Annotated in this window: 11 protein-coding genes; 6 read left to right on the forward strand and 5 right to left on the reverse strand. The window is 74.3% G+C overall.

Going from position 1 to position 12,863, the window contains the following annotated elements; translation table 11 throughout:
* Positions 1–2 precede the first annotated feature (2 nt).
* Positions 3–1,868, forward strand: a complete 1,866-nt coding sequence (locus tag ACIPAE_RS23805; protein ID WP_366413606.1) for a transketolase — start codon at positions 3–5, stop codon at positions 1,866–1,868.
* Positions 1,869–2,212: 344 nt separating this feature from the next.
* Here the strand turns inward: ACIPAE_RS23805 and ACIPAE_RS23810 are convergent, their stop codons facing one another.
* Entirely contained in the window at positions 2,213–2,605 is a 393-nt protein-coding gene (locus ACIPAE_RS23810; RefSeq protein ID WP_366414585.1) for a DUF6479 family protein, read from the reverse strand.
* A gap of 117 nt (positions 2,606–2,722) precedes the next feature.
* Between ACIPAE_RS23810 and ACIPAE_RS23815 the strand changes: the two genes are divergently transcribed.
* The 3 genes from ACIPAE_RS23815 to ACIPAE_RS23825 all read left to right on the forward strand — a co-directional run bounded on the left by ACIPAE_RS23815 (position 2,723) and on the right by ACIPAE_RS23825 (position 6,693).
* Positions 2,723–3,691, forward strand: a complete 969-nt coding sequence (locus tag ACIPAE_RS23815) for a cation diffusion facilitator family transporter (RefSeq protein WP_366414584.1) — start codon at positions 2,723–2,725, stop codon at positions 3,689–3,691.
* A 78-nt stretch (positions 3,692–3,769) separates the two neighbouring features.
* Positions 3,770–4,522 (forward strand): ZIP family metal transporter, encoded by a 753-nt coding sequence (locus ACIPAE_RS23820; RefSeq protein WP_328470965.1) that lies wholly within the window; start codon positions 3,770–3,772, stop codon positions 4,520–4,522.
* A 536-nt stretch (positions 4,523–5,058) separates the two neighbouring features.
* A complete protein-coding gene (locus tag ACIPAE_RS23825; protein ID WP_402447947.1) occupies positions 5,059–6,693 on the forward strand; it encodes a subtype B tannase in 1,635 nt (544 codons plus the stop codon).
* Positions 6,694–6,788: 95 nt separating this feature from the next.
* Here ACIPAE_RS23825 and ACIPAE_RS23830 read toward each other — a convergent pair whose 3' ends face one another.
* The 4 genes from ACIPAE_RS23830 to ACIPAE_RS23845 form a co-directional block, all read right to left on the reverse strand.
* The gene (locus ACIPAE_RS23830) at positions 6,789–7,541 is read right to left on the reverse strand and encodes a hypothetical protein (RefSeq protein ID WP_328470967.1); all 753 of its coding nucleotides are present in this window, start codon (positions 7,539–7,541) and stop codon (positions 6,789–6,791) included.
* Between the two features lie 251 nt (positions 7,542–7,792).
* On the reverse strand, positions 7,793–8,359 hold the full coding sequence (locus tag ACIPAE_RS23835) for an isochorismatase family protein (RefSeq protein WP_329363549.1): 567 nt from the start codon (positions 8,357–8,359) through the stop codon (positions 7,793–7,795).
* Between the two features lie 199 nt (positions 8,360–8,558).
* Complete coding sequence (locus ACIPAE_RS23840) at positions 8,559–10,049, reverse strand: MFS transporter (protein ID WP_402447717.1); 1,491 nt, start codon at positions 10,047–10,049, stop codon at positions 8,559–8,561.
* 64 nt (positions 10,050–10,113) lie between these two features.
* The gene (locus tag ACIPAE_RS23845) at positions 10,114–10,545 is read right to left on the reverse strand and encodes a MarR family transcriptional regulator (RefSeq protein ID WP_328470973.1); all 432 of its coding nucleotides are present in this window, start codon (positions 10,543–10,545) and stop codon (positions 10,114–10,116) included.
* Positions 10,546–10,831: 286 nt separating this feature from the next.
* Between ACIPAE_RS23845 and ACIPAE_RS23850 the strand changes: the two genes are divergently transcribed.
* Complete coding sequence (locus ACIPAE_RS23850) at positions 10,832–12,211, forward strand: hypothetical protein (RefSeq protein ID WP_402447719.1); 1,380 nt, start codon at positions 10,832–10,834, stop codon at positions 12,209–12,211.
* Positions 12,212–12,403: 192 nt separating this feature from the next.
* The gene (locus ACIPAE_RS23855) at positions 12,404–12,790 is read left to right on the forward strand and encodes a hypothetical protein (protein WP_402447720.1); all 387 of its coding nucleotides are present in this window, start codon (positions 12,404–12,406) and stop codon (positions 12,788–12,790) included.
* Positions 12,791–12,863 lie beyond the last annotated feature (73 nt).

The following is a 12,863-nucleotide window of genomic DNA, read 5'->3' on the forward strand; positions in this document are numbered from 1 at the left end:
TGATGCCCCCGACCGTCACGCAGGACACCGTGCTCGACCACGCGCAGATCGCCGAACTCGGGCAGCAGCTCAGAGTGGACGCGGTCCGGGCCGCGGATGCCGCCGGCTCCGGGCACCCCACCTCCTCGATGTCCGCCGCGGACATCTTCGCGGTGCTGCTCGCCCGGCACCTGCGCTACGACTTCGACCATCCGGAGCACCCCGGCAACGACCACCTGATCCTGTCCAAGGGCCACGCCTCCCCCCTGCTGTACGCCGCGTACAAGGCGGCCGGCGCCATCAGCGACGACGAGCTGCTCACCTTCCGCAAGCTCGGCAGCCGGCTGGAGGGCCACCCGACGCCGAAGATCCCGTGGGTCGACGTGGCCACCGGTTCGCTCGGCCAGGGCCTGCCGATCGGCGTGGGCGTGGCGCTGGCGGGCGCCCGGCTGGACCACCTGCCGTACCGCACCTGGGTGCTGTGCGGCGACAGTGAGATGGCCGAGGGATCGGTGTGGGAGGCGTTCGAGCAGGCCGGGATGGAAGGGCTCGACAACCTCACCCTGATCATCGACGTGAACCGGCTCGGCCAGCGCGGCCCCACCCGGCACGGCTGGGACCTGGAGGCGTACGCCCGGCGGATCAGGGCGTTCGGCTGGCACACCGTGGAGGTCGACGGCCATGACGTCGACGCCGTCGACCGGGCCATGGCGACCGCCCGCGGCAACCGCGGCGCCCCCACCGCGATCATCGCCCGCACCCGCAAGGGACGGGGCGTGGCCGCCGTGGAGAACCAGGAGGGCAAGCACGGCAAGCCGCTGCCCGACGCCGAAGCCGCGATCCGCGAGCTGGGCGGCCGCCGTGACCTGCGGGTCCAGGTCGCCGGACCTCCCGACGTCGTACGGCCGCCGCGCACGGCGCCCGACCCGGACGCCGCCCTGCCGCGGTACGACAAGGGCGGCAGCGTCGCCACCCGCACCGCGTTCGGCGAGACGCTCGCGGCCCTCGGGGACCGGCGCGGCGACATCGTCACCCTCGACGGCGAGGTCGGCGACTCCACCAAGGCGCAGATGTTCGCCGCCGACCACGCCGACCGCTACATCGAGTGCTACATCGCCGAGCAGGAGCTGATCGGCGCGGCCGTCGGCGTCGGCAAGTGCGGCTGGACGCCGTACGCGTCCACGTTCGCCGCGTTCCTGACCCGCGCGCACGACTTCCTGCGGATGGCCGCGGTGTCCCGCTCCGACCTCAACGTGGTCGGCACCCACGCGGGCGTCGCCATCGGTGAGGACGGCCCGTCCCAGATGGGCCTGGAGGACATCGCGATGCTGCGCGCGATCCACGGCAGCACCGTGCTCTACCCGTGCGACGCGAACCAGACCGTGCAGCTCGTCACGGCCATGGCCGAGCGGCGCGGCATCACCTACCTGCGGGCCAGCCGCGGCGACTTCCCGGTGATCTACGGGCCCGACGACGCCTTCCCGATCGGCGGCAGCAAGGTGCTGCGCGCGAGCGACGACGACCAGGTCACGCTCATCGGTGCGGGGGTGACCGTGCACGAGGCGCTCAGCGCCGCGGACAAGCTGGCGGCCGAAGGGATCAGCGCGCGCGTGATCGATCTCTACTCCGTCAAGCCGGTCGACGTGCAGACGCTGCGGGCTGCTGCGCAGGCGACCGGGCGGTTCGTCACCGTCGAGGACCACCACCCCGAGGGCGGCCTCGCCGACGCCGTCCTGGAGTCCTTCGGGAACGGGCATCCCATGCCGGTGCTCACGCGGCTCGCCGTCCACTCCATGCCGGGGTCGGCGACTCCCGATGAGCAGCTCGACGCCGCAGGGGTCAGCGCCCCCGCGATCACCGCGGCCGCCCGCAAGCTCCTCGCCGACTGACCCCCCCGGGTGCCCCGGTCCCCTCGGTCGAGGGACCACCTCCCGGTGGGGGGCTGAGCGCGCAGTTCCCCGCGCCCCTTGAGGGTGGCCGTCCTTCCGCGGAAGGAGCCGCACCTACTCAGGGGCGCGGGGAACTGCGCGACAAGCCACAGCGCCACCGGCACTTTGGCGACGGAGAGCAACCACCCCAAGGGGCGCGAGGAACTGCGCGAGCAACCACCCACCGGCGGGCGGGTGAAGGCACGGCCGGAAGGGCCACGCACCTCACCCGCCCACCGGCAGGTGGTCCCGGGACGGGCAGGACGGGGGCACCCGGGCGGGTCCCGCCCGGGTCACCGCAGGGACTAGTCCACGTTGTGGCCGCCGTGCCGCTGCGTGTGGCTGCGGACGCGTCCACCGCGCACGCCGGAGGCGTGCACCTCGTGGGGGAGCCGCCGCCTCCCGTCGCGCGGCATCTCGTCGGGCTCGATCCGCCGCTCGTCGTGGCTGCGGTGCCCGTCACCCTGGTGACCGGGCCCGTGATCCGGCGGCGCACCACTGTCGTACTCCTGACGGGTCTCCCACGCGCCCGACCGGGGCCGCCTGCCCCGTGGCACCGCGGGCCCGCGGCCCACCCGCCGCATCCCGAACACCACGGCCGCGATCAGGACGATCACGATGCAGATTCCGATCACCAAGGGGCCGATCGAACCGGCCGGGAGCGCGAGCTGGACCATGTGCTGCTCGGAAAGAGACATTTCGGCACCTCCTCAAGGGACGGATGCCCGCGATCAGCGGGGGAACACGAGTGGCGAGCGGGAAAAGCGGAGCGCTGTACGAGGGGCCACCGAGAGTGACCGATGGGGAGTGAGCGGATGGCAGGGCAGTCACGTGACGAGGGCACCCGCGGCGCCGTACTGGTCGCGCTCGGCGCGAACCTGGTGATCGCCGCCGCCAAGACCGCCGCGGGACTGTTCGCGGCCTCCCCTGCGCTGCTGTCGGAGGCCGCGCACTCGGTGGCCGACAGCCTGAACGAGGTCTTCCTGCTCACCTCGCTGCGCCGCAGCCGCCGTGCCCCGGACCGCCGGCACCCCTTCGGCTACGGCAAGGAGCGCTACTTCTGGTCGCTGCTCGCCGCGGTCGGGATCTTCGTGCTCGGCGGCTGCTTCTCCTTCTACCAGGGCATCCACGCGCTCGGCGACCACAGCAACGAGAGCCGCGACGGCTACCTCGCGGGCCTGGCGGTGCTGCTGGTGTCGCTGCTCGCCGAGGGCGGCTCGCTGCTGCGCGCCGCGCGCCAGGCCCGGCGGTCCGAGGAGGGCACCGACGACCCGGCGCTGCGCACGGTGCTCGCGGAGGACGGCACCGCCGTGATCGGGGTGCTGCTCGCCGCCACCGGCATGCTCGTGCACATGGCCACCGGCGACGGCGCGGCGGAGGCGGCCGCGTCGATGGCGATCGGCGTGCTGCTGATGATCGTGGCCACCGGCCTCGCGCGGACCGCGCACCGCCAGCTCATCGGCGTGGCCGCCGACCCGGGGCTGCGCGACGAGATCGAGGCACTGCTCGCCCGGCAGCCGGAGGTCGACACCGTCGAGGAACTGCTGACGATGCGGCTCGGCCTGGACTCCACGCTGGTCGCCGCGCGGATCGACCTGGTCGGCGGGATGGACAGCGAACGCGTCGAGGAGGTCAGCATGCGCATCCGGCACTCCATCCGGGAGCGCTGGCCGGCCGCCGACCGGGTCTTCCTGGACATCACCGACGCCCGTACCGAGCGGGCCGAGCGCGCGGAGCGGGCGGAGCGGGCCGAGCGCGACGCCGTCCGACGCGAGGCCGGCTGACCGCCCGCCCACGGCGGTGCTCCCCGGCGAGGGGCACCCGGATTCGCCTGCGCGGACGCCGTCCTGGATCATTGCGGCATGCCGGTCCTGATAGCCACGTGCGCCTTCGTGATGACCCTGGTCGGCGGCGTCGTCGCACAGCACATCGGGGACCGCCGCCACCTCGTCCTCGGCCTCGCCGCGGGGCTGATGCTCGGCGTCGTCGGGTTCGACCTGCTGCCCGAGGCGCTGGAGAACCAGCCGCACCACGTCTTCGGGGTACCCGCCGGGCTGCTGATGTTCGTGGCCGGGTTCCTGGCCCTGCACATCGTGGAGCGCTCGGTCGCCATCCACCGTGCCCACGAAGGCGAGTACGCCTCGCACACCCACGGCCACGGCCACGCGCACGACCCGGTCAAGGGCATCGGCGTCGCCGCGGCCGGCGCGCTGGTCGGGCACAGCGTGATGGACGGCTTCGCGATCGGCGCGGCCTTCCAGGCGGGCAACACCGTCGGCATCGTGGTGGCCATCGCGGTCGTCGCGCACGACTTCGCCGACGGCTTCAACACGTACACGATCACCCGGCTGTACGGGAACGGCCGGCGCCGGGCCCAGACGCTGCTGGCCGCCGACGCGCTCGCCCCGGTGGTGGGCGCCGCGGTCACCCTCGCGTTCACCATCCCGTCCGGGGTGCTCGGCCTCTACCTCGGCTTCTTCGCGGGGTTCCTGCTCTACCTGGCCACCTCCGACATCCTGCCGGAGGCCCACAGCCCGCACCCGTCCACCTCCACGCTGGTCTGCACGGTGGGCGGCGCCGGGATCATGTGGATGGTCATCGGCCTCGCCAACTGAGCGCCCCTCCCGGCGCGGCAGCGGCCCGCGCGCGACATCGGCCCCCGCCACGGCCCTGCGCCTGACCTGCCGGCACGGGAGCGCGGGCCCGAACTCGCGACGGCCACCGGCCGTTCGCCGCGTCGCTCCGGCCGCCCCTTTCCGTGACCACCGTGGCCGGTGAGTCGCCCGGGGCTGCCGCCGGCCAACCTGTGGGTCAGCGATGAATGCGCCAAAATTGTTGACGATGTTGAAGACACTTGAATACGTTCGTCGTCGCGAGAACGAGTGGAGCGCCACGCGGCGGGCCTGAAGAGGCGTCGCCACGGACGGTCCCGACCGGCGGAAGCGGGCCGTCGGTCCAGTGCGCACTCCTGCGTACCGGAGCCGGACCGTGCCGGCCGCTCCGGCCCGCCGCAGGTCCACCACCGGGCACGCCCGGGTGCCACGTGCGCCCGGACGCGCTCGGCAGCCGCCGCAGCAGCGGACAGCCGTGTGCCACGAACGAGGAGAAGACGACAGTGAGCGACAGGGCAGTGAATCGCAGGACCATCGTCATGGGGATCGGCGCGACCGCGGGCGTCGCGGCCGTCGGCGGGCTGACGGTGAACGCGCAGGCTTCGGATACGGGCGACCCGAAGTCCTCGGGTTCTCCGGACGCCCTCGTCTTCGACAAGGACGACTACACGGTGGTGACCGAGACCATCACCACGGACGACGGTGACAAGGAGGTCGTCTACCACTTCTACAAGCCCCGCGACTACGTCACCAACCCGTCCGACGGCACCCACCAGAGCCTGGTCGTCAGCGTTCCGGTCGCGATCGACGGCGAGGCCGTCGACGCCACCCGCGCCCCCATCGTGCTGGCCAACGTGGTCGGCGCCTACATGCCGTCGACCGTGGCGGACGCCGTCGGCGTGGGCCAGGCAGTGATGGAGATGGGCGACCTCGGCGGCGGGCCCGGGGGCGGCGGGCCCGGCGGCTCGCCCACCCCTCCGGGTTCCGGCACGGGCGGGCCCGGCGGCGGTGCCCCCGGCGGCGGCACGGGTGCCATCAACGGGATGGTCAACCTCGCGAAGCTGGCCGTCGCGGCGGGCTACGTCGCCGTGGAGCCGGGCACCCGCGGCCGCAGCCTCACCACATCCGACGGCACCTACTACGGCACGGCCCCCGCCGTTATCGTGGACCTGAAGGCCGCGGTGCGGTACGTGAAGTTCAACAAGGGCCGTATCCCGGGTGACACCGAGCGGATCATCTCCACCGGGACCAGCGCGGGCGGGGCCGTGTCCGCGCTGCTCGGCGCGTCGGGGGACAGCCCGATCTACCACAAGTACCTCAAGGAGCTGGGCGCGGCCGAGGCGAGCGACGCGGTCTTCGGTACCGGCACGTGGTGCCCCATCACCGACCTCGAGCACGCCGACGGCGCGTACGAGTGGATCTGGGGCGGCAACGTCACGCAGGGCACCGGCGAGGTCGTCGACCAGGGCGTGTCCAGGGCGCTCCAGTCCCGGTTCGCCGAGTACCAGGCGTCGCTCAAGGTACGCGGTCTGAAGGGCTTCGGCCCGCTCACGGCCCGCAACTACGACCAGTACCTGCTGGAGACCTACCTCCAGCCGTCGGCCACGCGGTATCTCTCGGCCCTGTCGGACTCCGACCGCACGGCCTATCTGGCCTCGAACGCGTTCATCACCTGGTCCGGCGGCAAGGCGACCTTCACCTGGGCCGACTACCTCACGCACGTGGGCGCCCGGAAGAAGACCGCACCGGCCTTCGACGCCTTCGACCTGTCCGCGGGAGAGAACAACGAGTTCGGCGCGGGCACCACCGAGTCCCGCCACTTCACGGAGTACGGGCTGAGGAACGACACCACCGGTGTCACCGGCAAGCGCCTCGACAGCGACATTCCCGAGGTGCTCGACCTGATGAACCCGATGTACCACATCGAGAGGCACAACCCGGGCCGGTCCAGGCACTGGTGGATTCGCGTCGGCACCAACGACAGCGACACCTCTCCCACGGTCTCCGCCAACCTCGCCGCCGCCCTGGACAACCTGGGCGACGACGTCAACCACCTCTACTACTGGGACCAGGGCCACGCCACGAACATCGACCCCGGTGACTTCATCGCCTGGGTCGCGGAGATCTCGGGGCACAGGAGCACGGGCCACAAGAGCACGAGCCACAAGAAGTAGCCCATGCCCGCGGCCCGGAACCGGTTGCCGCGCGGCGGAGCGCGTACGGCCGGGGCGGGCCGCACCGGTCGGGACCGGTCGGTACCGGTCGGGCCCTAACCGGCCGTCAGGGTCTTCGGCGGCTTCGGCGCGGTGACCGCCGCCTTCGTGACGTCAGCGACCAGTTCCACCACGTCGGAGCCGTACGCCTGCGAGTTCACCACCCGCAGCAGCAGGCAGAAGGTCGAGTCCAGGCCGTACTTGCGGGTCAGCCGCAGGTGGTGGCGGGCGAGGTAGCGGGTCGCGGCCTGGTTGGCTATGCCGCGCTGGCCCGAGGCGAGGAAGACCGGGCGGTCGTTGCCGGTGTCGCGGCCGGACGCCAGCCGGGCCAGCAGGACGTACTCCACCGCGCCCTTCTCCAGCCGGTACGTCTCCCCGGCCACGGTGATCGCGCCCTGGTCCGGGCCCTGCGCCGGGTCGGTGTCGATCTCCACACCGGGCAGCATCGAGCGCAGGTGCGCGGCGAGCCGGTAGTTCGCCGCCGGCCCACCGATGCAGAACTCGGTGCGGGCGCCGAAGCCCTGCCAGGCGGTGTCGTGCGCCAGCACTTCGGCGTGCGCGCCGCACTCCTTGATCACCGCGGCCAGCTCCAGCAGCGCGAAGGCGTCGTGCCGGGCCAGGCTCCAGCCGCGCGCCCCCGGGTCGCGCGGCACCACGAGCAGGCACTCGGAGTCCTTCGGCAGCCCGAAGAAGCGCTGCCTGCGGTGCAGTTTGCGGTGCCACAGGTAGCCGCGGACCAGCCAGCCGAGCAGGCCGCCGATGACCAGCCCGGCCAGCGCCAGCACGAGGGTGCGCACGTCGTCGCTCATGGCGCGGCATCGTAGCGGTGTTCGAGCCGGACCGTCGCCCCCCTCGGAGCCGCGGGCGCGAGCGCGGATACGACTGTGGACACGGCCGCGGACATGGCCGCGGATACGACTGCGGGTACGGCCGTGGACACGGTCGCGGACACACGGCCGCCGCCGGGCCCGGGCGGGCGCGGCGGCGGCCGTGGGACGAGGCGGGCCGGCGGGCGGCGCCCCCTCGTCGGTTTCCGGGCCGGATCAGGGCCCGGTGCGGGTCAGTTCCCGGCAGCGGGCAGCAGCGCCAGGATCTCGTCGGTGCTGCCGGTCTCGCCGAGCCGCGGGAAGATCCGCTGCACGGAGTTGGCGTGCGCGTCCGCGTCGGTGTCGGTCACCGCGTCCGTGGCGATGGTGACGTGGTAGCCGGCCTCGTACGCATCCCGGGCGGTGGACTCCACACCGATGCTGGTGGAGATGCCCACCAGCACGATCTGGGTCACCCCGCGCCGGCGCAGCTCCATGTCGAGGCCGGTGCCGTAGAAGGCGCCCCACTGCTGCTTGCTGACGGTGATGTCGCTCGGCTGCTGGTCCAGCTCCTTGACCAGGTCGGCCCAGCCGTCGGGGAAGGTGACGGAGCCGCCGGGGCCGCCGTCGTTGCGGCCGGGCGCCACGCCGGTCACGTTCACCAGGACCACGGGCAGCTCGCGCTCGCGGAAGGCGGTGGCCAGACGGGCGGCCCGCTCGATCACCTCGGCGGACGGGTGGACGGTCGGCAGGCCGGTGATGCCCTGCTGGAGGTCGATGACGACGAGCGCGGTGCGGGCGTCGAGGGTGGTGGCGGTCATGACTGAATGCTCTCTCTCACGGGGTCGGTGGTGCGTGTTGCGATGACGGCAATGGTCAGGGGGCGGTACGGCCGGGGCGGTACGCGCGGCGGCGGGCGTACGGGGGCTGCCGGGTCGGCCGGGCGTACGGGTGCGGGCGCCGCTGTCGTCTCGGGCGTCACGTGCGGAAGGCGCGCGCGGGGCCTGCGGGCGACGGGGATCACCGGCCGGTCCCGCGCAGCGAACGGTCGGCCACGGTGAGCACGAGGACCACGACCCCGAGCCCGGCCGAGGTCAGCGCCATCTCGTGCAGCCCCGCGTCGGTCGCCCGCCGGCCGTAGAACAGGCCGATCAGGCTCGCGGCCGTGATCGCGCCGAGGTACTGCGAGGTGCGCTGCAGCCCGGCCGCGCTGCCGGTCTCGCCGGACGGCGCCTGCGCGTACACCGCCGCCTGGTTGGCGGTGGAGGTCAGGCCCTGCGGCAGGCCGAACAGCGCGCCCGCCGCGCCCAGCGCGACCGCCGGGGTGGTGTGGCCGGCCGCCAGCAGCAGCCCGCTGCCGCCGAGCAGCAGCACAGCGGCCGTGATCAGCGGTGCCCTGATCCCCTTCGTCCGCGCGCCCAGCAGCGACGTGGCCATCGCGGCGACCGACATCGGCAGCATCAGCAGCCCGGCCGTGGCCGAGGAGTAGCCGTGCGCGTCCTCCAGCCACTGCGCGTAGCCGTACATCACGCAGTACACGACCAGGTACGTCATGCCGTGCCGCAGATACGTCAGGGACAGCGGACGGTTGCGCGCCAGCATGCGCAGGTCGAGGAACGGCGCGGGGCGGCGCAGTTCCCACCAGGCCAGCACGCCGCCCAGCACGGCGGCCACCGGCAGCAGCGGCCACGGCGGGGCGGCCAGCCGCATCAGGAACAGCATCAGGGAGGTGAGCAGCGCGGCGAACAGGGCGATGCCGACCGGGTCGAGGCTGCTCGGCCGCGCGTTCCCGGCAGCCGCCCCGGCCGCGGCCGCGGGCTTCGCCGGGGGCGTGCGCGGCAGCCAGAGCGCGGCGAGGACGAAGCCGAGCAGGGCGAGCGGGAGGTTCACCGCGAAGACGGCGCGCCAGCCGAGGGTCGCGGCGAGGACCCCGCCCAGCACCGGGCCGACCGCGGCACTGGACAGGCCCGCCAGCGACAGCAGCCCCAGCACCGGGCGCGGGGTCGGGACGCCGATCCGCTGCGAGTGGGCGCGCAGCAGTGCCATCGCCGCCGGATAGGCCGCCGAGGTGCCGACGCCGAGCATCACCCGGGACACGATCAGCCACGCCAGCGACGGTGCCGCGGTGCCCACCAGCCCGGCCGCCGCGACCACCAGCAGCCCGGTCAGGAACACCCGGCGGGGCCCGAGCCGGTCCGCGAGCCGTCCCATCGTCGGCTGCGCCACCGCGCTGGCCAGGTACAGGCTCGACACGAGCCAGGCCGTGTCGGCGGCGCCGACGTGGAAGCTGCCGCCGATCGCGACCAACGTGGTCGCGATCATGGTGGAGTTGATCGGGTTGAGCACCGCGCCGAGCATCAGCGGCACGATCAGGCGGGGGCCGAACCCGGCGGTGGTGCCGGCCGAGCCGGCGGCGGCACCGCCGGTGGGGCGGTGGTCGGCGGCGGGGGAGTTGCGCCCGTGCGGCGCCTCGCGCGGCTCGTCCACGGGTTCGTCCAGCGACCGGCTCATCGGCGGACCGCCGGGCGTAGGGCGGGGCGTATTCGAGGGGCCGTGCGGGGCGTGGGGGCGCCGGTCACGACTCCACCAGGCGCCGAAGCAGCGGGATCGCCGCCGCCATCGCGCGCTCCTCGGCCGGGCTGAGGTGCGTCTCCATCGCTTCGGCGAGCCAGCCACGGCGGGCCTGGCGGCCGGTGTGCAGCAGGTGGGAGCCCTCGTCGGTGAGGGAGAAGACGACCTGGCGGCCGTCGGTCGGGTGCGGGGCGCGCACCACGAGGTCGCGTTCCTCCAGCGCGGTGAGCGTCGCCCGCATCGATTGCGGCCGGACGAGTTCGCCGCGGGCCAGCGCGGCGGTGGTGGCCGGGCCCTCCCGGTGGAGCCGGCTGATGACCGACTGCTGGGACGGGGTGATCTCCGCCCCGGCCGAGGCGGTCCGCATGCGCCGCGAGAGCTGCGCGACGAGCGTGGTCAGCTCGTCCGCGGTGCGGAGACGTTCGGCCTGTGACATGACCTCCACCGTAGGAGATGAGCAGGAAGACTTGCAAGTTTGGCTGTCGAGTGGCGGGTGTGCTCCTCCCGCGCGGGGGCCGGCGGCGACGCGCGGGAGCGGGCAGCCGCGGGGCGGGAGCGGTCGAGAGCGGTCGCTTACGGAGGGAGCGGGCCGGTGGAGCGGGTCCCGGGCCGGGCGGAGCGGGGCGGAAAACTCCCCGTAGCAGCCCCGTAACGGAGCGGGTGTCCAATGCCGGACGGAAGCCGGGTGGAGCGGAGCCCGACTCGTGAGGGTGGAGGGCGCGGTGGCGGCCGAATTCACTTACTACTTCCGGTCGTTGCTCGCGGCGCTCGGCCGGCAGCCCGGCTGGTACGGGGTGTTCGCCGAGCGCGAGCCGGACGCCGCGGCCGCGTACGGCAGCGGGCGCCGACTCCCGCCGTGGGACGTGGTCCGTACCGTGCTGCGCGACGTCGCGGCCAACGGCGGTGCGGGCGACGCCGATCCGGCCGAGGTGGGCCGGGCGTACGCACTGCACCGGGCCGCGGCCGCCGCCGAGGACTCGGCGCCCGGCGCGTCCCACGCGCTGCGCGGCCGGCTGGACGCGGCGATCCGCGCCCGTGACGGTGCGGCGGCGCGGGCGCGGGCGGCCGCGCGCGCCTACGAGGAGGCGGGCGCCGAAACCGCGGGCCCGGCCGGCGCCCGGCTGGCGAACGGCCTCGCCTGGGCGCGGGACGACCTCTCGCGGGCGGCGGCGCGCTGCGAGGAGTTGCGGGGGCGGCTGGCCGGTGCGGTGGGGGCGGCGCGGCTGGGGCGGGAAGCCGCGGGTGCGGGTACCGGTGGGGGTACCGGCGCGGCCGGCTCCGACGACGCGGGGGCGGCGGAGCGGTCCGAGGCCCCGACGGTGCGGCGGCCCACGGGAGCGCGGTTCGCCGGTTCCGGTGCCGCGGTGCCCAGCGGGTCGCCCGTCGCCCCGGCCCCCGCGACGGCCGCCCGGGTGAGGTCGGCCGCGCCGCGCGGAGCGCGGTTCGCCGGCGCACCCACCGCGGACGCGGTCGGCGAGGCCGTACTCCCGGCGCCGTCCGCGCCCGCCGCCGGGCCCGCGCCCAGCGGGGCGCGTTTCGCCGGAGCCCCCAAGGCACCCGCCACCCCCTCCGCCGCGCCTGCCCGCGACCCGCGCTGGACCGCGGAGGCGCAGGCCGGCGCGGCCAGGCTCGGTGCGCTGCGGCGGGCCGGGGAGAGCGGCGCCGCCTACCTCGTCCTGTGCGCCGCCGCCGAAGGGCCCGCCGACCGTATCCCCTACGTCGTAAGGGAGTTGGAGCGCACCGGGCTCGGCGCCGACGTCGCCACCCTGCTCTGGGAGATCGCCGCGCTCCCGCCGGAACCGCTCGCCGAGGCCGTCGCCGCGCTCGCCGCCGACGGGCGCGGACCCGACTGCCGCACCCTGCTCCACCAAGCGGCCGCCCGCAGCCCCGAGGACGTCGCCGTCGTGGCCGACCTCCTCCACCACGCCGGCCGCACCGACGAATCCGGCGAACTCCTGGAGACCTTCGCCCGCTCCCGCCCGGCAGCCACCGCGGCCGCCGTCACCCGCACCCGCCCCTCCCTCGCCACCCCCCTCCTCGCCGCCGCCGCCCGCGTCTCCGCCCCCTGCCAACGCGACATCTCCGCGGCACTCCGTCTCTAGCCGGCCGTTGCCCGTGGGCGGTACGGCTCCCGGCGACCGGCTCCATGTCCCGCGCGACTTCCCGGACATGGACCAGGAGCGGCTTGCTCAGCGGTGCACCCTCAACTCGCCCCGGAAATCCCCCCGGAACGCGGCCCGCACGGCATCCCGCTCCGGCCGCCACCGGTCAGGTACGACCGCCACCCGGCGATCGTGGCCGTCACTCTCGACGGGAAACGGTCCCACCTGCACGTTGCGGGCAGGGAACCGGTCACCGGCCGGCCGCTGTCCGGCTTCGATCCGGTGGACATGGCGCCTGCGAGCGACGGTGGTTTCTACACCATCGCGGAGAACGCCGCCATCAGCGAGTACGTCCTCCTGCACGTGCCGGCGACCGGGAGGACGGCTGTCATGGTGCGGCAGCCGATCGCCAGTGCCGGATGCGATGCCGGGAAGCAGTATCCGTCGCTGCGCAATTCGTGCGAGGCGCAGAACTGTGTCGTCCAGAGCGGTGCCCTGGTCCTGCTGATGTGCAATCTCACCTCCACCGGCGACGGCCGTCCCCAGCCCGCCCTCGCGGTCAAGGCCGTCACCTCGTAGCTGTCGATTCCGGTACACGACACAAGGAGCGGACCCGGCCCAGCCCCCCGCAAGGGACCCGCACGAGGTCCAC

Origin of the sequence: Streptomyces sp. NPDC087270 (genome assembly GCF_044744625.1) — a bacterium.
Classification (GTDB): domain Bacteria; phylum Actinomycetota; class Actinomycetes; order Streptomycetales; family Streptomycetaceae; genus Actinacidiphila.